The sequence below is a fragment of the Candidatus Binataceae bacterium genome, assembly GCA_035500095.1.
GTDB lineage: Bacteria > Desulfobacterota > Binatia > Binatales > Binataceae > JAKAVN01.
In genome coordinates this window covers 1-18,101 of the sequence record DATJXN010000004.1, presented here as the reverse complement: position 1 = coordinate 18,101, position 18,101 = coordinate 1, and the positions used below count along the sequence as shown (strand labels likewise).

The window sequence follows — 18,101 nt, the reverse complement described above, 5'->3', positions numbered from 1 at the left end:
GAGCGCGCTGCCGGATCGATCGGCGACGCGCGCGCGTCGTGCTGTACGGCGGCGTCATACCGTACGATCGGAATCGCGGCGCACAGATTGAGTCCATGGCGCGCGGCGGCCGCGCGAATCGCGGCAAGTATCGAATCGGTGTCAGGCAATTTTGTAGGTCACCAGCGCGTCGGCGACGAGCGCATCATGGCGATCGCGGATTTCGACCGCGACGCTCGCGATACGTTTGCCGGCGCGGCGCACTCGCGCGCGCGCGACGAGGTCGGTCCCAAGCGCCGGAGCGGTGTAGTTGACGGCCATCGAAATGGTCGCGCTGCTCGCGGCCGCGGGAAGCGTCCACACCGCGGCGCAGGCGGCGAAGTCGGCGAGCGCAGCGATCGCCCCGCCATGGATCGGAACGTCGAGGCCGCCGGCATTGAGGATGCGCTCGGCAAACGGCATTCGCACCGTCGCCTCGCCCTCGGCGCGCGCTTCGATCCTGAGCCCCAGCGCGGACGAGAACGGTCCGCGTTCAAGCTCGCCGAGCACGGCGTCATGCGGCGTCGGGGGCATCGCTGCGCTACGGCTTGGTCCCTTTGCGCCCATCCCCTGCCTCCGGCGCCTGGTCGGCGGCGTTCGGTTTTGCGCGCCGCGCCCGGCGCGCCTGGCGAGCCGCCATCAGCCGCGCCATCCGGATCGCCTCGCCGACGGCGGCCGCGGGATCTTCGGCATGCTCGATTCCCTCGATATTTGGCCACGCGCGCAGCGCGACGACCGGACGGCCGATCTTGAGCGCAAGGCCGATTTCGCTGAGCGTGCCGCCCTCGCCGGTGAGCGCCACCACTGCGTCGGCGCTGCCGACCACGACGGCGTTGCGCGCCTCACCCATCCCGGTCGCGATCGCGAACTCGATATGCGGATTGGCCGTCCCGTGATCGTATCCGGGCAGGATCCCGATAGTGTGCGCGCCACGCTCGTACGCGCCGCGCGCCGCCGCTTCCATCACGCCGCCGCGCCCGCCGCAGACCAGCGTCCCGCCGTGCCCGCCGATCTCGGCGCCGACCTTGTGGGCAAGTTCGAGCACCTCGACGCTCACGCCGTCGCCGCCGCCGATCACCGCGATTGCCGGCCGCCGCAGCATCGGGAGTCACACGCCGAGCAGCCCGGGGAGCTCGGCGATGTCGCGAACCATCAGGTCGGGCTCGGGGATGCCGTCGGGCAGCGGAGCGCCGCGCTTGTTGACCCACGCCACGCGCATCGCGGCGCGCCGCGGCCCAAGCACGTCCTCGCGCGGAGTGTCGCCGACGAACAGCACCGCATCCGGCTCGATCTGCAGCATCTCAAGGATGCGCCCGTAGATGAGCGGGTTGGGTTTGCGCAGCCCGGCTTCGGCCGAAATTATCACCGCCTCGAACAGGCCGGCGACGCCGGTGTCGAGCAGAACCTCGCGCCCGCATTGCGCGTCGTCGAAATTCGAGAGCAGCCCCAGGCGGAAGTGCGGCGCGAGGCGGCGCACCGCCTCCGAACGCTCGGGCGGCGCGAAGGTGACCTTGCGGACGCCGTCCATGTGGACGCGGGTCAGATGGAATGCGATAAGGCCGCGCTCGGACGGATCGGTGTAGCCGAGGCGCTCGAAGGTGCGTTCGAACCGCTGCTGGCAGGTGATTTCAATCCCCTCGCGTTCGCGTTCGGCGTTAATCTCGTCGATCACGTCATGATAAACGGTGAGGAAGGTCTCGAGATCGAAGCGCGCGCCCATCTTCTCCTCGAGCGACGGCAGGATCCACGGCAGCGTGCTGTGCGTCGCGTGTTCGCGCCAGTTAAGGAGCGGCAACCGCTCGGGCTCCCACTTGACCAGGGTATCGAAGAGGTCGAAGACCACGGCTTTGATTGCGCCGCTGTTCATGAGGCCATTTCAGAAGCCGCTATCCCCGCGGCGTTAACGCGGCGGCGGTGCTCAGCAGCGCCGCCAGGTTGAGCAGCATCACGCCGCCGTTGAGCATCACGGAGAGATGATGCAGGCGGTCGAATTCGGCGCGGCGCGCGGGATCGGGATTCGCTTCCTCGGTCACGGTGCGAATCGCGTCCACGCGGGGCCGCACCACCGCTCCGGCGTAGGCGGTCAGCCCGAGCGCAATGGCGAGCGCGACCGCGGCGGTTCCCCACCAGAGCCTCGGCATCCGCGTGGCGCAGAGGTAGATCGCAAGCGCGACCGCGATCGAGCCGCAGATATAGCCGAGCAAGTAGTAGCGCGGAAAAAGCACCGCAAGATATTTGCCCGCGTCAGCCTTCGGCAGCGTCGTGAACGCGGCCTGGGTGACCGGGATGAAAAACACCATCGCGCCCAGCCAGCAGACCAGGCTCAGCAAATATATGAACAACGCGACTACCATCCCGGCGTCGTCTGCGAGCGCGGTCGCGGTGGGGTCGGAACGATCAATTCAAGTAGGGCTTGTCGACGCCGGGCAGCGGCCGACGGTTGGAGAAACCGGAATCGATCGTGTGCCAGGCGAGGATCTGGCGCTCGCCGGATTGCCAGCACAAGAACACCACGTCGTCTTCGACCTCGTGCGGAAAATCGACCAATCCCAAATCGATGTCCTTCAGGAAGCATCCGAGGTTTTCGACCTGACCCGCCATCTCGGCCATCCGTGCGGCGCTCTCCTTCAGTTCGGGATAGCATTCGACGAGATCTGCGAGCGGCATCCCCGCGATGGAGGAATCGTGGCGGCGCGCGAGGTCGCGGATGCGGGTGCGCAGACCGTCAGCCTCGACTTGCAGGCCGCGGACCAGAACTTCCATTCGCGGGATCAGCGCGTTGGCTTCCTCTACGGTGAAAACTTTCTCGAACTGATGTTTTGCCAATCTTTTGCCTCGATCGCGGGCGCGGCACGTCAATCGTGGCTAAACTCGATGATAGGAGGCCGAGCTTGTCTGCCTGCAGGGGGTATATTACGTTAATCGATCGCGGGGTTGGAAGCGCCGGCGGCCCTCGGCCGCGACCGGGGAGGCGGGTCGACATCTATGGCAGAGAAATCCGATAAAGCCAAAGGCGAAAAGCGCTTCGACTTAGAAGAGGATCTAAGCAAGGTCGAGGTTCCCGACATTTTGCCGGTGCTGCCCCTGCGCGGCATCGTAATCTTTCCCAACCAGATCCATCCGTTCCTGGTTTCGCGCCCAGCCTCGCTCAGGTTGATCGAGGATGTGGGGCAAGCCTCGCGCGTAATCGGACTCTCGGCGCAGAAGAATCCCGAAGAGGAGAACCCGGCGCCCGAAGGACTGTTCCAGCGCGGCACCGCGGTGCGGATTCTCAAGATGCTCAAGTACCCGGACCACAGCGTGCGGGTGCTGGTCCAGGGCATCGCGCGAATCGACCTGCTCGATTTCGTCCAGCTCGAACCGTACTTCCGCGCCAACGTGCGGCGCCTCGGCGAGGCGGTCGAAGCCGACAAGGAGCTCGACGCCCTGCAGGCGCATCTGGTGAGCCAGTTTTCGAAGTTCGTCTCGCTGGTGCCCTACCTGCCCGACGAGCTGCAGGTGATGGCGATGCAGGTGCGCGAGCCCGCGCGGCTGACCGACATGGTCGCCTCCTATCTGAAGATCGCGGTCGAGGAATCCCAGGATCTGTTGTCGACCAACGACGTGCGCGCGCGCCTGGAGAAGCTGATCGTCATCCTGGGGCGCGAAATCGAACTACTCGAGCTCGGCCACAAGATCCAATCGCAGGTGCAAACCGAGCTCAACAAGAACCAGCGCGAATACTATCTGCGTCAACAGCTCAAGGCGATCCAGAAGGAGCTTGGCGAAGGCGACGCGCGATCCTCCGAGATCGAGGACCTCGAAAAGAAGATCGAGGCGGCCAAGATGCCCGAGGACGCGCGCAAGGCGGCCGACAAGGAGCTGGATCGGCTCAAGATGATCCCGCCCGAATCGGCCGAGCACACGGTAGTGCGAACCTACCTCGATTGGCTGGTCAGCCTGCCGTGGGCGGTTTCCACCGACGACAATCTCGACATCAAGCACGCGCGCGCGGTGCTCGACGAGGATCATTTCGATCTCGAAAAGGTCAAGGAGCGCATCCTCGAGTTCCTCGCCGTGCGCAAGCTCAAGAGCGACACCAAGGGGCCGATCCTTTGCTTCGTCGGACCGCCAGGAACCGGCAAGACTTCGCTCGGCCGCTCGATCGCGCGCGCGCTCGGACGCAAGTTCGTGCGCCTCTCCCTCGGCGGCATCCGCGACGAGGCCGAGATTCGCGGCCATCGCCGCACCTATATCGGCTCGCTGCCCGGGCGGATGATCCAGGGCTTGCGCAACGCGGGATCGAACAATCCGCTGTTCATCCTCGACGAGGTGGACAAGCTCGGCACCGACTTTCGCGGCGACCCGGCCTCGGCGCTGCTCGAGGTTCTCGACCCGGAACAGAATTACGCCTTCGTCGACCATTATCTCGACGTGCCGTTCGATCTCTCCAAGGTGTTGTTCCTGACCACGGCCAACGTGCTCGACCCGATTCCGCCGGCGCTGCGCGATCGGATGGAAGTGCTGGAGCTTCCCGGCTACACCGAAGAAGAGAAGCTACAGATTGCCGAACGCCACCTTATCCCCAAGCAGATCGGCGAAAACGGGCTCGGCAATACCAAGATCGAGTTCACCAAGGAAACGGTCTCCGAAATCATCCGCAGCTACACGCGCGAGGCGGGCCTGCGCAACCTCGAGCGCGAAATCAGCCGCGTGTGCCGCAAAATCGCGCGCGCGCTGACCGAAGGCGAAACCGCGCCCGAGCGCGTGACGCCCGACATGCTGCATCGCTTTCTCGGCGCGCGCAAATTCTTCTCCGAGGCGGCCGAGCGCACGCAGGAACCCGGCGTCGCCACCGGGCTCGCCTGGACCCCCAACGGCGGCGACATCCTGTTCATCGAGAGCACGCGGATGAGCGGGCAAAAGGGCGTCACCATCACTGGCTCGCTCGGCGACGTGATGAAGGAGTCGGCGCAAGCGGCGCTCTCTTACGTGCGCTCGCGCGCCGCGCAACTCGGAATCCCGGCCGACTTTTTCGAAAAATCCGACCTCCATATACACGTCCCGGCCGGCGCGATTCCCAAGGACGGGCCGTCCGCGGGCGTAACTATCGCAGCCTCGCTCGCCTCGCTGCTGAGCGCGCGCCCGGTGCGCTCCGACGTCGCGATGACCGGCGAGATAACGCTGCGCGGCAAGGTCCTGCCGGTCGGCGGCGTCAAGGAAAAGGTGCTGGCGGCGCGGCGCGCGGGAATCAAGACCGTCATCCTGCCGCGGCGCAATGAAAGCGACTTGGAGGACATCCCGGAAGAAGCGCGCAAAGAGATGGAGTTCGTGTTCGTCGATACCGTCGACGAAGTCCTGCGCCACGCGCTGCGCGACGGCGTCGAGCAGCATCCGGAAACCGCGCCCGCCCGCGCAGAGCGCACCGTGCTTAACTAGCCGCGCCTGGGCGGGAACCGCAAAGGCTCGCCACGGCCCGACGTCCGCAGCCCGCGGGTTTTCTCGAAACCGGGCCGCGGCGCGGCACAATTTTAATCGATGTGACTGCGGGAGCAGCCGGTTTCGATGCCAGAATTGAGAAAAGATCCGGTCGTTGGGCGCTGGGTGATCATGGCCACCGAGCGTGGGAAGCGTCCGTCGGATTTTAAAATGGTTCGCGAGCAACGCAAAGGGCCGCCATGCGCGTTTTGCCCCGGCATGGAGCATATGACTCCTCCGGAGGTGCTGGCCTACCGCGACAACGGTTCGCCGCCGAACGGGCCGGGATGGCGCGTGCGCGGGATCAGCAACAAGTTCCCGGCGCTGCGGATCGAGGGCCGGGCGGGACGGCGGGGCGAAGGGCTGTACGACCTGATGAACGGCATCGGCGCCCACGAGGTGCTGATCGAAAGCCCCGACCATGATCGCGGCCTTGCCGACCTCGAGCTGCACCAGATCGAGGAACTGCTGTGGGCCTATCGCGAGCGGGTGCAGGACCTCGCGCAGGACGAGCGCTTTCGCTACGTGCTGATCTTCAAAAACCACGGCGCCGAGGCCGGGGCGAGCCTCGAGCATCCGCACTCGCAGCTGATCGCGCTGCCGATTCTGCCGCTCAACGTGCAGCAGGAGTTGCGCGGGGCGAGCGATTATTACTCGCTCAAGGAGCGATGCATCTTCTGCGACATCGTCGAGCAGGAGGGCCAGGACCGCCGCCGCGTGGTTTTCGAAAACGACGAATTTATCGCGGCTTCGCCCTTCGCCGCGCGCTTTCCCTTCGAGCTCTGGCTGATTCCCAAGGTTCACGGATCGCACTTCGAGCAAGCGGCGGCATCGTACCCCGGCCTCGCGGATGCGCTCCGCGCGAGCCTGCGCGCGCTTAAACGCTCGCTCGACGATCCGCCGTTCAACTACATCATTCATTCGGCGCCTTTGCGCGAGGCCCAGAGCAAGCACTATCACTGGCACATGGAGATCACGCCCGCGCTGACCAAGGTTGCGGGCTTCGAGGTCGGCACGGGTTTCTATATCAACTCGGTGCCGCCCGAGAACGCGGCCGAGGTTCTGCGCGAGGCGCTGGCGCTGAACGGATCCTCGCCTGCGCCGCAGGTCGCGCGGGCGAGCTGAGCGCTGCCTGGTTCCCAGCGCACCGCCCGGTCTCGCTCAAGGCGCGCGCAGACGTCACCCGGCCGAGCGAACAGACGAAATTCGCCGGTCATGAAATGAAAATCGCCATCGTCGCCGCCGAGATCACGCCATGGGCAAAGGCCGGCGGCCTCGCCGACGTAATCGGCGCGCTGCCCGCCGCGCTCAGGCAAAACGGCGCCGAGCCGGCGGTCATCCTTCCCGGTTACCGCGGCGTGCTCGACGCGCTCGAAACCGAGCAGGTGGCCGGGGATCTATCGGTGGCGATCGGCGGTTCCAGCGAACGCTTCGATCTGCTTTCGGCCGAAACCCGCGACGGCGTGCCGCTCTACCTGATCAGGCATCCGGTTTACTTCGATCGCGCAGGAGTTTACGGCGAGCGCGGCGCCGATTACGCCGACAATCTGCGCCGTTTCGTGCTCTTCGGCCGCGCCGCCGCACTGGCCGCCGCGCGTTACATCCGGCCCGACATCCTGCATGCTCACGATTGGCACACTGCCGTGGCGCCGATCGTGGCGCGCGCCGACCCGGCGCTCCGTGAAACGCTCGGCGGAACGCTGACGGTTTTCACCCTTCACAATCTCGCCTTCCAGGGAATCTTCAACCAGGCCGATTTCTCCCTGCTCGGCATCGACCGCTCGTATTTTTCCGTCGAATGCCTAGAGTTCTGGGGACGCATCAACCTGATGAAGGGCGCTATCGTGCTCGCCGACGGCGCCTCGACCGTGAGTCCGACCTACGCGCGCGAGGTGAGCAGCGATCCCGAACTGGGCTTCGGCCTGGAAGGAGTGCTGCGCAACAAGGGCCGCCGCTTCGTCGGCATACTCAACGGTGCGGATTACACCGAATGGGACCCGGCGATCGACCCGATGATCGCGGCCCGCTATACGCCCGCGCAGCGCGAGGGCAAAGCGGTCTGCCGGCGCGCACTGCGCCAGCGCGCCGGCCTCGCCGATCGCGGCGATGTCCCGATAATCGGGATGGTCACGCGGATGAGCTCGCAAAAGGGCGTCGAACTTGTCGCAGACGCCCTCGACGCCATGATGGAGCTCGACGTGCAACTGCTCATGCTCGCGAGCGGCGACCCGGTACTCGAGAAGCTTTTCAAGGCCGCCGAGGAGCGCTTTCCCGGCCGGTTGCGCGTCGAGTTGGCCTTCGACAACGCCCTCGCCCATCAAATCCAGGCCGGAAGCGACATCTTCCTGATGCCGTCGCGGTTCGAGCCGTGCGGGCTTACGCAGATGTACGCGCTCAAGTACGGCACGGCGCCCCTGGTGCGCGCGACAGGCGGCCTGCGGGACACGGTGGCCGAGTTCGACCCGCAACGCGGCACCGGAAACGGCTTCATGTTCACCGAGTACCGCGTCGGCGCGATGGTTGACGCGATCGCGCGAGCGCGCCGGCTCTTCGCCGATCGCGCGGCATGGCGCCGCCTGATGGACAACTGTTTTGCGGCCGACTTTTCATGGACGGTGTCGGCGGGCCATTACCTGCGATGGTTCGACGATCTGCGCCGCGCGCGCGCCGCCTGACCGGAAGAGAGAAGAGAGCGACTGTGCCAACGACGAGCAAGGCGCCAATCGTGGTTTATGCCGACGGCTCCTGCGAAGGTAATCCGGGGCCCGGAGGATGGGGTGTCGTGATCCTCACCCCGGATGGAACGCACCGGCTAAGCGGCGGCGATTCGGAGACCACCAACAACCGGATGGAGATAACGGCGGCGATCGAAGCGCTACGCGCCCTCGATCCCGGCATCCCGGTGATCCTGCGCAGCGACAGCCAGTACCTGGTCAAGACGATGAACGACGGTTGGCGGCGCACGAAAAACCAGGACCTGTGGCAAGAGCTCGACCGCGAAGTCGCGCGGCACGAGGTGCGCTTCGAGTGGGTGCGCGGACATGCGGGCGACGCAGGCAACGAAGAGGCGGACGGTCTTGCGCGCGAAGCGGCGCAGCGAGCGGCCCAGGGCCGCGCTCCGCGCCGCCCCGGCGCAGCGAGCGGCGCCGCCACCGCGGCGCGCCGCGCTCCCGACGAACCGATACTCGACCGGCTCCGGCCGATGCTCGGAGCCGGCGAGCGCATCGCCAACTGCGCCGCGTGCGGGCAGTTCTTCGTCGCTGCGGGCGACGAAGACTACTGCTCGCTTATCGGCTGTCAGATGAAGAAACGATCCTGAGCTGCACGAAGCGGCGTCAGTTGTTCGCCGCCGACGCGCGCTCGGCGATAAGCTTGTCGACCTCGACGCGCAGGCGCGCCAGCACGTCGTCATAGCGGAAATTGCCGAGCTTGCGATCCCTTTTTTTGAGGTTCACCGTCGTTGGACCGCACCACAGTCCCAAGTCGGCGTCGTCGGTCTCGCCCGGCCCGTTCACCCGGCATCCCATCACCGCGATCGTTATCCGATGACGCGACGCGTAGGCGGTAACCTCTTTCACCTGCTGCGCGAGCTCGACGAACTTCTCGTTCTCCACCCGTGAGCATGACGGGCATGAGATGATGTTGAGGCCGGTGCCGAAGTCGGGCACCGAGATGAAGCGTCCGCTCTCGACGTCCTTGATGATCTGATGGCCGACGATGACCTCTTCGTGCTTGCGCTCGTTGGGCAGCGTGAGCGAGACGCGGATCGTGTCGCCGAAGTTCTGCGCGAGCAGCTTCTCGAATGCGATCCGGGTCTTGATGATGCCGTCGGGCGGCAGCCCCGCCTCGGTCACTCCGAGATGGAGCGGAACGTCGGGGCGGCGCGCGGCGAAGCGTCGGTTGGCCACGAGCACCTTGGCCGGGTCGGAGTCCTTGAGCGAGACGACGAAGCGGTCGAATCCGAGCTCGTCCATCAGCTCGCAATGCCACACGGCCGATTCGACCAGCGCGCTAAGCTGGTCGCCGGGATGTTTCTCGAGGAAAGCCGGCGCCACCGAGCCGCAGTTCACCCCGATGCGGATCGCGAGATTATGCTCGCGCGCGATATCGACCAGCCATCGCACCTTCTCGGGCACGCTCTTGGCCTTCTCGATATGATGCAGATGGCCGGGGTTGTAGCGGATCTTGTCGACATGCGGAGCGACCTTGCCGGCGATGCGATAGTTCTCCTGGAGGTCGACCGACAGCACAATCCCGCGCGTCTGCGCGCGAATTTCCTTGAGCGCCGGAATTTCCTTTTCGTTGTCGAGCGCGATCCGCACGATTCCCGCGCCGGCGCGCGCCAGCTGATGCGTTTGCGCCACGGTCTGGTCGATATCGACCGTGCGCGTAGCACACATCGACTGCACCACTACCGGCGCTCCGCCGCCGACCTTGAGCGCGCCAATCGCGATTTGCCGCGTCGCGCGGCCCGTTCCTGCCTGCTCCATTAAAGAAATCCCCGCCCTGGCGCGCACCGTCTAGTGATTGTGGCCTTCGTGATTGTGCGACTGAGCGGCGGCCTTCGCGCGCTGCTCTTCGCTCACCGCCATCGCGATCGAGGAGTGCGCAAAGGCAGCGCCGGCCCGAAGCGCCATCGCTACGAACGCCGCTTCCGCGATCTCCTCGTCCGTCGCTCCCTGCTTGATCGCGCGCTTGACGTGCTCCTCGATACACCATGGACAGGCGGTAACGTGCGCCGCAGTGACGGCCATCAGTTCCTTGGTCTTGGCAGGCAGCGCCCCGTCCTTGAAGACCATCTCGTCCCAATCCATGAACCCTTTGAAGTAGTCGGGCTTGAGTTGGCGCAATTTACGCAGACTCTTGATCGTCTCTTTTGCAAAGAAATCCGCCATCGCACTGTCCTCCCCTGCGGCCAAAAGGTTTCAAGAAGACGTTTCGGCAGGATGCTTCAGCAAGATGCTTGAGCAAGATGCTTCAGTCTATCCTGGAAATTATAACAGATGGCCCCGGCACGCCCCTAGTGGAGGACCCGGCAGCCGCCCGCTTCAGGATACCGTCACAATCCGGTCATCCAACCGTCCTTTTGCCGCCCTCTTACCTCGCTTAGGCTGAGGGTGGAAATGTGGCCTCGGCGGCCATCGAGCCATTAGTTGAGCTTGCAACATAATTCAGTAGGCCAACTCTTGAAATGACCTGTTGGCGCTACTATGGTCGGCTAACCATGCTCTGAGATACGGCGGCGGCGGAGGCAGCAGGAAGGGGATACGCGGGCTAACCTGGCAGTGCCTCGAGTCCGATGTGGCGAGTTGTTCGCCCCGGACCGGGCGGGAGTTGTTAGCTATGCGGCAGCACAATCCTGGCGTCGAAACGCAGGACTCGTTCACGGCCTCGGATCTCATCCTCCCCAGCCAGTTCTTCGAGCTGGTCGGCAAGAGCCGATTCACCAGCGAACAGCGGCTGATGCTCGCGGTGCTTGCCGACGCGATCAACATCCTGCAGGACTGGCGCGGATCGTTCAGCCCACGCAAGCGCCGGCTCTTTATCGAGGCAGCGCGGTGGGTGATGGCGCGCGGCAGCCACGTACCATTCAGCTTCGACAACGTATGCGACGCGCTCGAGATAAGCCCGGAAGCGCTGCGCCATCGTTTGAGCGCGCTTGCCGCAGGCACGGTCGATTCGCCCCTGCCGGTGGCCCGGCTGAGGCTCAAGGAAGCGGGCCGCCTCCAGCACATGACGGTCAACCGCAGCCGCCGCGTCAAACGTCCGAGCGCCTTGCAGGCCCGCCGAGCCTGATCGAAAAAGCGCCCTCCTGTGCGACGCGGCTGTCAGTCCGTTCCCCTATAGGCTCCGGGCGAGTTTTGTAAAGTCCGATTTGGCTGAATTTAGCGTCAGCGCAAGCCTCTCCGGGCAATTTTCGCTCGCTCCAAGCTCTTGAAAAATCATGGTTTTCGTGAATTTTGGCCCTTCGTTTGACGATTTCGCCTCCGCCCTTTTATGATCGTCCGGCCCCCAGAGGTTTTCACGGAGGTTTTTGGTTCCGTGCGAATGGTCGTTCCGCCGATTGTCAATCGTAGAGAGATTGACCGCAATCTCGTGCTCTTTTTCCGCCATCATCGCGCCGGCGCCTTTCGCCGCGCGATTTCGGACTTCTGCCGCTACTACAACGTAAAACGCCCGGTGATCGAATGGTTCGAATATCTCGACTGGGGTAAGACCGCGGGCAAGACTTTCGAGGACGGCCGGATCCATCTCGTCCATCCGGAGAACTGGAAGCGCGGGCGCATCTACAACAAGGAACGGATGTGGATTGCGATGGTCTATCACGAGATGGGCCATTACCTGTTCTGGACGGACGCTGAACGCAAGGCTGACACCTTCGCGGCCAGGATGGTGCGCGGACTGCGCCGGCTTCAGCGCCGACGCACGCGATTACCGATTACCGGGCGCACGGCGCGCCGCACCGCGGCGGCTCCCGGGCGCGCGAGCGCTCCGCGGCGGCGCACAGCCTTGCCGGTTCGCCGCACCAGCCCGATCGCGCGGCGACGCCGCGCGCGCGCAGGCCGCCGTCGCGCGTAGATTCCCGCCCGCATTTCGCCGCGCGTCCGTACCCCGTTTGACCGCGCCCCGGCGCTCTGCCTATCGCGCGCGGGGCCGTGCTGCGGCTATGATGCTATGGCGATGGCGCACAAGCCAAACGTCGAAAATCGATGGTGGGTCGAGACCTCGGTCAAGCGCCCGCGCAAACCCGAGCCTGCCGCCCCGCCGCCAACGCCCAGCATCGAATCCGAATCTGACACGCCGCCTGAAGAAGGTCCGTCGCCGGCGCAACTTAGAATCGTTGAGAACTTCTACTCGGTCGCGCGCGACTACAATCAGGATCGCGCCAAGGAAGACCTGACCGACAACAACTTGCGGATCGCACGCGCGGCCAATCCGCAGCCCGGGCAGTGGGTCTACGTCGCGATGACCGAAGAGCACTATCCGTCGCGGCTGACCAAGCGGATTAAGGACGAATTTCGCCTGCCGCGTGAGGCCCGGGGCATAATCCTCGACCACGGCCGCGTGGTGCGGCTGCTGGTGTGCGGTCCGCAGTTGGAAGACTGGATGCTCGACGTGACGCTCGGCGACGAGCCGTCGGTCGACGTTTACGTGTGGAACACGATGTATCGCGAGCGGCTGTTCAAGCGGGCCGAAGAAGCGCTGCGCCAGGCGCGGCGCTGGGCGCTCAACCTGATCGAGCATCCGCCGGCGCGCGACGAGCCTTTCCGCGGCGCCCTGCTCTAGCGCCGCAACTACGGAAACTCGACGCTCGCGGTGCCGATCACCAGGCGCTCGCCGTCTTCGTTCTCGATCCAGACGTCGATCTCGACGCGTTTTTCGGCCGGCTCGGTGTGCGTGACAAAGCCGTTCAGTGTGAGCGTACGGTCGGGCTGCACGGGCTGGCGGTAAGTCGTGCCCAGGCGCGCAAGCCGCGCGCCGCTTTGTCCGATCCAGTCGGTCACCAGGCGCGACAGCATCGCAAGGCTCAGATTGCCCGGCGCGATCATCCCCGGCAGCCCTTCCTTGCGCGCGCCTTCGTCGTCGGTGAAGCGCGGCACGTCCATCCCGCAGGTGCGCGCGTAGGTCCGCACCTGGTCCTTGCTGAGGAAGATTTCCTGCGGACCCAGGGTATCGCCGATATTGACCGCATCGAATTTGGTGATTGACATTGGCAACCTGCGGCGGCGGCCTAGGGCCGGTTCATGAAGCGATGGTCGATGTGGGCGACGACCTCGCCGTTTTGATTGCGCACGGTCGAGCGCACCACCACGAACACCATCGAGCCGCTGCGCCCGGTCTTCTCGTAGATTTCCTTGACGTGCGAGCTCAGCGTTATCTGGTCGCCGGCGCGAATCGGCACAACGAACTCGACGTCCTTGCCCGCGTCGAAGCCGGCGCTGCCGAAGCGCGGAACGTGAGTGAAGAAGTGGCGCCCGTTGCGGAAGGTCACCGCGAATGACGGCGGCGCGACGATCGTTCGGTACGGCCCTTTCTTCGCGGCCGCCTCTTCAATGTACAGGGGATTGGTCTCGCCGATGGCGGCGCAGTACTTGCCGATTGCCTCGGCGCTGACGCTCACCGGATCGGTCACTTCGAAGACCCTGCCGATCAGCGCCGGATCGTAATCAACCGCCATTGTGCCTCACCTCGTCGGGGACCGCCGCCGGCACGGGTTTGCGCCTGGGACGGAAATCGACCGGCTCGTATTTGCCTTCTTTGAGTTCGCGCACCAGGTCCTCGATCGAGCGGACGTCGGCCTCGAAACGCGTCGCGCAGAGCGCAATCAGGCTCACCAGATGGCTGTCCGAGCCGCCGATCGCGCGGTAGCCGTAGGTTCGCACCAGCTCCATCGAACGATCGTCTTCGCCCTTACGCGAGCCGCCGTTGAGGACTTCGACCGCGACGACGTTGTTGAGCGGCGGCCTGGCCGCGTAATGCTCGCAGAGGCCCACGGTCGGCCGTCCGGGATGGCACGGCACGGCGACGCCGCCCATCCGCGCCACTTCGTCGATCAACTCCTGCGCGCCAAGGCGCACGTTGGCGAAGTCGAAACGGCGTGTCATCTCCTCGGTCACGCCGAAGACCAGCACGTGTCCGTAGTCGGTCTCGACCTCGGACGCCTTGAGCACCATCAGGCCGAACTTGTCCTCGAGCGCGCGGTAGTCGGCGCCGGCGTTGAACTGCCGATGCTCGGTGAGCACGATGCCGTCGACGGGCCGCTCATGGCGGCGCAGCTTGATCCAGTTGAGATAGGCCTCAAGCGGCGCGCGGCTGTCTTCGGAGGCTTCGCTGTGGCTGTGAAGGTCGAGGGTTGTCGGCACTTACACGGCGTCCTTACCTCGCCGGGCGAAACTTGAGCAACGTCATCTCGGGCGTGACGTCCTCGAACACGGCCTCGACGGGCATTCCTATTCTAACCTCATCGGGCTTGCACTCCACAAGGTTGGTCAACACCTTGAGCCCCTCGTCCAGTTCGACGTAAGCCATCACGTAGGGCAGCGACTCGCGAAAGCCCGGCGCCTGGTTCTGCATCGTCGCGGTCCAGGTATAGACCTTGCCCTTTGTGCCGCAGCGCACCCACTCGGTGCGCGAGCTGAGACAATTGGTGCAAAGTGCTCGCGGGTAGTAGCGCCGGTCGCCGCAGTCGCGGCATTTCTGGATATACAGTTCGTGGCGCTTGAGCGCCTCCCACCACGGGCGGTTCTCCTCGTCGATTCGCGGGAGCGGCTTCGCGTACTTTTTCTTGTCGGACTTTTCGTCGGCCATCGTTGCAATACCTGTCGTCTTACTGGTTACCCAGGACAAGCGTGGCGCCGGAGTGACGCAGACCCAGCGTGCCGCCGGTGCCGTGGCAGAGCGCGAGCGCGCACTCCTTGACCTGGCGCGGGCCGCCTTCGCCGCGCAGTTGCCTGACCGCCTCGATCACCAGGAAGATGCCGCGCATCCCCGGATGGTTCGACGACAGCCCGCCGCCGTCGGTGTTGGTCGGAAGCGCGCCGTCGTAGCGTAGCCGTCCGCCGCCGACGAAGGCGCCGCCCTCGCCGCGCTTGCAGAAGCCGAGATTCTCGAGCGTCATCAGCACCGTGATCGTGAACGAGTCGTAGATCATCGCGAGATCGATGTCCTTGGGAGCGACGCCGGCGCGCTCAAAGGCGAGCGGCCCCGACTGTCCCGCCGCCATCTCCATGAAATCGCGCTGGCCGCGCGCGGCGTGGCGCACCGTCTCGCCGCATCCGAGAATGTAAACCGGCTTCTTCTTCAAATCGCGCGCCCGTTCCGCCGAGGTCACGACCAGAGCGCCGCCGCCGTCGCTGATGATGCAGCAGTCGAGCAGATGGAGCGGCGAGGAAATGATCCGCGACGCCAGCACGTCCGCGACCGTGATCGGCTCGCGGTACTTGGCCGCCGGATTCATCGAGGCGTGCAGGCGCATCGTGACCGCGATCTCCGCCAGCTGCTCCGAGGTCGTGCCGTACTCATGCATGTGGCGCTGGGCCATCATCGCATAGGCGCCCACCGTGGTCGGCCCGAACGGCGCTTCGTATTGATCGCAGGGATCGCCGCCACCGCCTCCGCCGCCGGTGCCGATCGCAAAGCGCTGCGAGGCCGCGGTCGAGCCGTACACCACTACGGCAACCTTGCAGAGACCGGCCGCGATAGCGGCGGCAGCATGCGCAGTATGGGCGACGAACGAAGACCCGCCGATCGAGGTCGAATCGACGAAATTGGGCGTCAGGTTCATGTAGTCGCAAAAACCCACGATCCCCATCCCGCTCATGCCGATCCCGGTGGTGCACACGCCGTCGACGTCCTGGATCTTGAGCCCGGCGTCGTCGAGCGCGCCGCGCACACTCTCGGCCATGATCTGGAACATGCTCTTGTCGGGCGCGAAGCGGGCAGGATGCTCGTACACGCCGGCCAGCGCGGTCTTGCGGCTTAGACTCATCGGACGCTCCCTGGCTAAAGTTCGGCGAGAAACTTCTCGACCGCGAAGTTGGTCTCCCGGGGCTGTTCGTTGGGCAGATGATGGGCGGCGCCGGGAATCACGCGCAATTGCGAGCCGCGCAGGCGGCCATGGATGAACTCGGCGTCGGCCGGGGTGGCAATAGGATCATCGGCACCGGCAAGGATGAGCGCAGGCTTGTCGATACGCGCGATCTGCTCGCGCAGATCGCATCGCGTGCAGGCCACGATGTCCATGTAGCGCACGCGCGGATCGGTCTGGATCTGCTCCATCCAGCCCTCGCGCACCACCTCGAAGCGATCCTTGACCGTGGCCGGCGAGTAGCCGTCGGTGACGAAGGCCTGCGGCGCGCGGCCCATCGCAACCCCGCGCAGCGCCTCGACCCGCTCGGGCGGGATGTTGAATTTGGCCGCGGTGACCACCGGCACGATCGCCTCGACCCGCCCGGAATAGCGCGCCGCCATGTCCATCGCGATCGCCCCGCCCATCGAGCGCCCCGCGATAACCGCCGAGCCGATGCCCAGCGCGTCGAGGAAGGCGATCACAAAGTCGCTGTATTCCTGCACCGTGTTGAGCCCATAGACGCCCGAGGAACGGCCGTGCGCCGGCAGATCGATCGAGATCGGACTGTGCGCGCCGCCAAAATGGGCGACCTGGTTGTGCCAGGTATGGCCATTGGAGCCGGCGCCGTGCAGCATCACGATCTTGCGGCCGCGCGAGAGATCGGGCACCACGTCGGGCAACGTGGTCGGTCCGCTGTAGTAGTAGTAAATCGCAGAGCCCTGCACTTCCACATACTTGGTCGGCATCTTCCAGACTCTCTCCGCCAACGGGTTTGAGGGTTAGCTATTCGGAATGAAGGGCGGATGTCAAACGCGCCTGGCCGCCGGCACGTTACCGCAGAGGCGCAAGGCGCGACCATTCGGTGCGCGAGTTGCCGCGCCCGGCAACCGTCGGCACGGACGGTAGGATGGCGCTTTTCTAGCGGCGACGCGCGCGACGCCGGCGACGCGGAGGGCTTGCGGCGGCTCGTCCAGCCTGCTCGCGCTCCCACTGCTCGATCGCCTCGCGGCTGAAACGCCAGTTGCTGCCGACGCGAAACCCCGGCAGACGCCCCTGCCTGAGCAGGCGGTAGATGGTGGTCGGATGTACCCGCAAGTGCTCCGACAGCTCCTCGATGGTGAAAATCTGATCGCTCGGAGATACCTCGGGCATGCTTTGGCCGCTTCTGCCTTGAGGCGCGACCTTTCGAGGCGTCCCTTTCTTCATTCTCTCCCGCCGCCGGACATCGAGTTGCAATGTTGGCAGCCCACAGCCTCTGTCGTGGTGTTAGCGGAGTCAAGACACTTTGTGCGCGTAGCAGGTCGAGGTTGCTTGCAGATGCGTGAGAGAGCATCAACCTGCGTCAGATGAAGAGCCTTCTACGCAATATTTAGCAATACAAAGAGAGCTTAATCACCTATTGAGTCACCTCAAAATCTCGCCGCATGCGCCTCGTTGAACCTCTTCTTCGGCCTTCGCCCGGCACTGCCCGATTGGCGCCGGCGCGGCCTGTTCGGTTAAGTTGGGAGCGCGCGCGGAGCCTGCGAGAGCTGGCGGAAGCGCGCAATTAAAGCGACAGGCGGACCTTCGCGATGGCGTATGAAGCGCTCGAAGTGAAACAGGATGGAGCAATTGCGTGGCTGACGCTCAACCGTCCGCGCGCCCTCAATGCGCTGAACTCGACCATGGTGGACGAGCTGCACGACTATTTTGAGCGGCTCGCCACCGACCGGACGACGCGCGTCGTCATCGTGCGCGGCGCCGGACGCGGCTTCTGCTCGGGGCTCGACCTCAAGGAGCACAGCGGCGCCCGCCCGGGCGACGACGCGCTGGGAACTTCGACCATCGCGACGCTGGAGATCCAGCGCCGCATCAGCGGCCTCGTCATCGCGATTCGCCGCCTGCCGCAGCCGTTCATCGCGGCCGTGCGCGGACCGGCGAGCGGTGGCGGGTTTGCGCTCGCGCTGGCGTGCGACGTACGCCTGGCCGGCGCGTCGGCGCGCTTCAACGCCGCCTTCATCCGAATCGGACTGACCGGCTGCGACATGGGTATCAGCTATACGCTGCCGCGCGCGGT

General features: G+C 65.2%; 22 protein-coding genes. 8 read left to right on the top strand and 14 right to left on the bottom strand.

Translation table 11 applies throughout. From position 1 onward, the window contains the following. Nucleotides 1-141: 141 nt before the first annotated feature. Genes VMI09_00425 through VMI09_00405 form a run of 5 tightly spaced genes read right to left on the bottom strand, consistent with a single transcriptional unit; the run spans nucleotide 142 to nucleotide 2,844 of the window. The gene (locus VMI09_00425) at nucleotides 142-585 is read right to left on the bottom strand and encodes a PaaI family thioesterase (protein ID HTQ23129.1); all 444 of its coding nucleotides are present in this window, start codon (nucleotides 583-585) and stop codon (nucleotides 142-144) included. Next, entirely contained in the window at nucleotides 560-1,120 is a 561-nt protein-coding gene (locus tag VMI09_00420) for a TIGR00725 family protein (protein HTQ23128.1), read from the bottom strand. The genes VMI09_00425 and VMI09_00420 overlap by 26 nt, the downstream gene beginning before the upstream one ends. A gap of 6 nt (nucleotides 1,121-1,126) precedes the next feature. Then, entirely contained in the window at nucleotides 1,127-1,885 is a 759-nt protein-coding gene (locus VMI09_00415; GenBank protein ID HTQ23127.1) for an HAD family hydrolase, read from the bottom strand. A gap of 19 nt (nucleotides 1,886-1,904) precedes the next feature. Next, on the bottom strand, nucleotides 1,905-2,372 hold the full coding sequence (locus VMI09_00410) for a DUF4149 domain-containing protein (GenBank protein ID HTQ23126.1): 468 nt from the start codon (nucleotides 2,370-2,372) through the stop codon (nucleotides 1,905-1,907). A gap of 43 nt (nucleotides 2,373-2,415) precedes the next feature. After that, entirely contained in the window at nucleotides 2,416-2,844 is a 429-nt protein-coding gene (locus VMI09_00405) for a DUF2203 domain-containing protein (protein HTQ23125.1), read from the bottom strand. 159 nt (nucleotides 2,845-3,003) lie between these two features. On the opposite strand from VMI09_00405, the gene lon reads away from it, so the two are divergent. From lon to VMI09_00385, 4 genes are all read left to right on the top strand, one after another. Beyond that, a complete protein-coding gene (gene lon / locus VMI09_00400) occupies nucleotides 3,004-5,436 on the top strand; it encodes an endopeptidase La (protein ID HTQ23124.1) in 2,433 nt (810 codons plus the stop codon). A 126-nt stretch (nucleotides 5,437-5,562) separates the two neighbouring features. Continuing rightward, nucleotides 5,563-6,600: a galactose-1-phosphate uridylyltransferase gene (gene galT / locus VMI09_00395; GenBank protein ID HTQ23123.1), complete on the top strand. Its 1,038-nt coding sequence runs from the start codon at nucleotides 5,563-5,565 to the stop codon at nucleotides 6,598-6,600. Between the two features lie 95 nt (nucleotides 6,601-6,695). Then, nucleotides 6,696-8,150: a glycogen synthase GlgA gene (gene glgA, locus VMI09_00390; GenBank protein HTQ23122.1), complete on the top strand. Its 1,455-nt coding sequence runs from the start codon at nucleotides 6,696-6,698 to the stop codon at nucleotides 8,148-8,150. Between the two features lie 23 nt (nucleotides 8,151-8,173). Then, nucleotides 8,174-8,794 carry a ribonuclease H gene (locus VMI09_00385; GenBank protein ID HTQ23121.1) on the top strand — a complete coding sequence of 207 codons (621 nt, stop codon included), beginning with the start codon at nucleotides 8,174-8,176 and terminating at the stop codon, nucleotides 8,792-8,794. Nucleotides 8,795-8,810: 16 nt separating this feature from the next. Here the strand turns inward: VMI09_00385 and ispG are convergent, their stop codons facing one another. Next, the gene (gene ispG / locus VMI09_00380; GenBank protein HTQ23120.1) at nucleotides 8,811-9,965 is read right to left on the bottom strand and encodes a (E)-4-hydroxy-3-methylbut-2-enyl-diphosphate synthase; all 1,155 of its coding nucleotides are present in this window, start codon (nucleotides 9,963-9,965) and stop codon (nucleotides 8,811-8,813) included. A 30-nt stretch (nucleotides 9,966-9,995) separates the two neighbouring features. Then, on the bottom strand, nucleotides 9,996-10,370 hold the full coding sequence (locus VMI09_00375; GenBank protein HTQ23119.1) for a carboxymuconolactone decarboxylase family protein: 375 nt from the start codon (nucleotides 10,368-10,370) through the stop codon (nucleotides 9,996-9,998). A gap of 448 nt (nucleotides 10,371-10,818) precedes the next feature. On the opposite strand from VMI09_00375, the gene VMI09_00370 reads away from it, so the two are divergent. The 3 genes from VMI09_00370 (at nucleotide 10,819) to VMI09_00360 (ending at nucleotide 12,762) form a co-directional block, all read left to right on the top strand. Beyond that, nucleotides 10,819-11,271 (top strand): hypothetical protein, encoded by a 453-nt coding sequence (locus VMI09_00370; protein ID HTQ23118.1) that lies wholly within the window; start codon nucleotides 10,819-10,821, stop codon nucleotides 11,269-11,271. 246 nt (nucleotides 11,272-11,517) lie between these two features. Then, nucleotides 11,518-12,054 (top strand): hypothetical protein, encoded by a 537-nt coding sequence (locus VMI09_00365; protein HTQ23117.1) that lies wholly within the window; start codon nucleotides 11,518-11,520, stop codon nucleotides 12,052-12,054. A gap of 102 nt (nucleotides 12,055-12,156) precedes the next feature. Next, nucleotides 12,157-12,762 carry a hypothetical protein gene (locus VMI09_00360; protein ID HTQ23116.1) on the top strand — a complete coding sequence of 202 codons (606 nt, stop codon included), beginning with the start codon at nucleotides 12,157-12,159 and terminating at the stop codon, nucleotides 12,760-12,762. 8 nt (nucleotides 12,763-12,770) lie between these two features. Here VMI09_00360 and VMI09_00355 read toward each other — a convergent pair whose 3' ends face one another. The 7 genes from VMI09_00355 to VMI09_00325 form a co-directional block, all read right to left on the bottom strand. Next, on the bottom strand, nucleotides 12,771-13,187 hold the full coding sequence (locus VMI09_00355; protein HTQ23115.1) for a MaoC/PaaZ C-terminal domain-containing protein: 417 nt from the start codon (nucleotides 13,185-13,187) through the stop codon (nucleotides 12,771-12,773). Between the two features lie 20 nt (nucleotides 13,188-13,207). Then, a complete protein-coding gene (locus VMI09_00350) occupies nucleotides 13,208-13,654 on the bottom strand; it encodes a MaoC family dehydratase N-terminal domain-containing protein (GenBank protein HTQ23114.1) in 447 nt (148 codons plus the stop codon). After that, nucleotides 13,644-14,339 (bottom strand): PHP-associated domain-containing protein, encoded by a 696-nt coding sequence (locus VMI09_00345; GenBank protein ID HTQ23113.1) that lies wholly within the window; start codon nucleotides 14,337-14,339, stop codon nucleotides 13,644-13,646. The genes VMI09_00350 and VMI09_00345 overlap by 11 nt, the downstream gene beginning before the upstream one ends. Nucleotides 14,340-14,352: 13 nt before the next feature. Next, entirely contained in the window at nucleotides 14,353-14,784 is a 432-nt protein-coding gene (locus VMI09_00340; GenBank protein HTQ23112.1) for a Zn-ribbon domain-containing OB-fold protein, read from the bottom strand. Nucleotides 14,785-14,803: 19 nt separating this feature from the next. After that, complete coding sequence (locus tag VMI09_00335) at nucleotides 14,804-15,964, bottom strand: thiolase domain-containing protein (GenBank protein HTQ23111.1); 1,161 nt, start codon at nucleotides 15,962-15,964, stop codon at nucleotides 14,804-14,806. A gap of 14 nt (nucleotides 15,965-15,978) precedes the next feature. Continuing rightward, complete coding sequence (locus VMI09_00330) at nucleotides 15,979-16,791, bottom strand: alpha/beta fold hydrolase (GenBank protein HTQ23110.1); 813 nt, start codon at nucleotides 16,789-16,791, stop codon at nucleotides 15,979-15,981. 172 nt (nucleotides 16,792-16,963) lie between these two features. Beyond that, nucleotides 16,964-17,197 carry a helix-turn-helix domain-containing protein gene (locus VMI09_00325; GenBank protein ID HTQ23109.1) on the bottom strand — a complete coding sequence of 78 codons (234 nt, stop codon included), beginning with the start codon at nucleotides 17,195-17,197 and terminating at the stop codon, nucleotides 16,964-16,966. A 419-nt stretch (nucleotides 17,198-17,616) separates the two neighbouring features. Here VMI09_00325 and VMI09_00320 point away from each other — a divergent pair. After that, nucleotides 17,617-18,101: enoyl-CoA hydratase/isomerase family protein (locus VMI09_00320; GenBank protein ID HTQ23108.1), on the top strand; the 485-nt coding region annotated here is incomplete at its 3' end.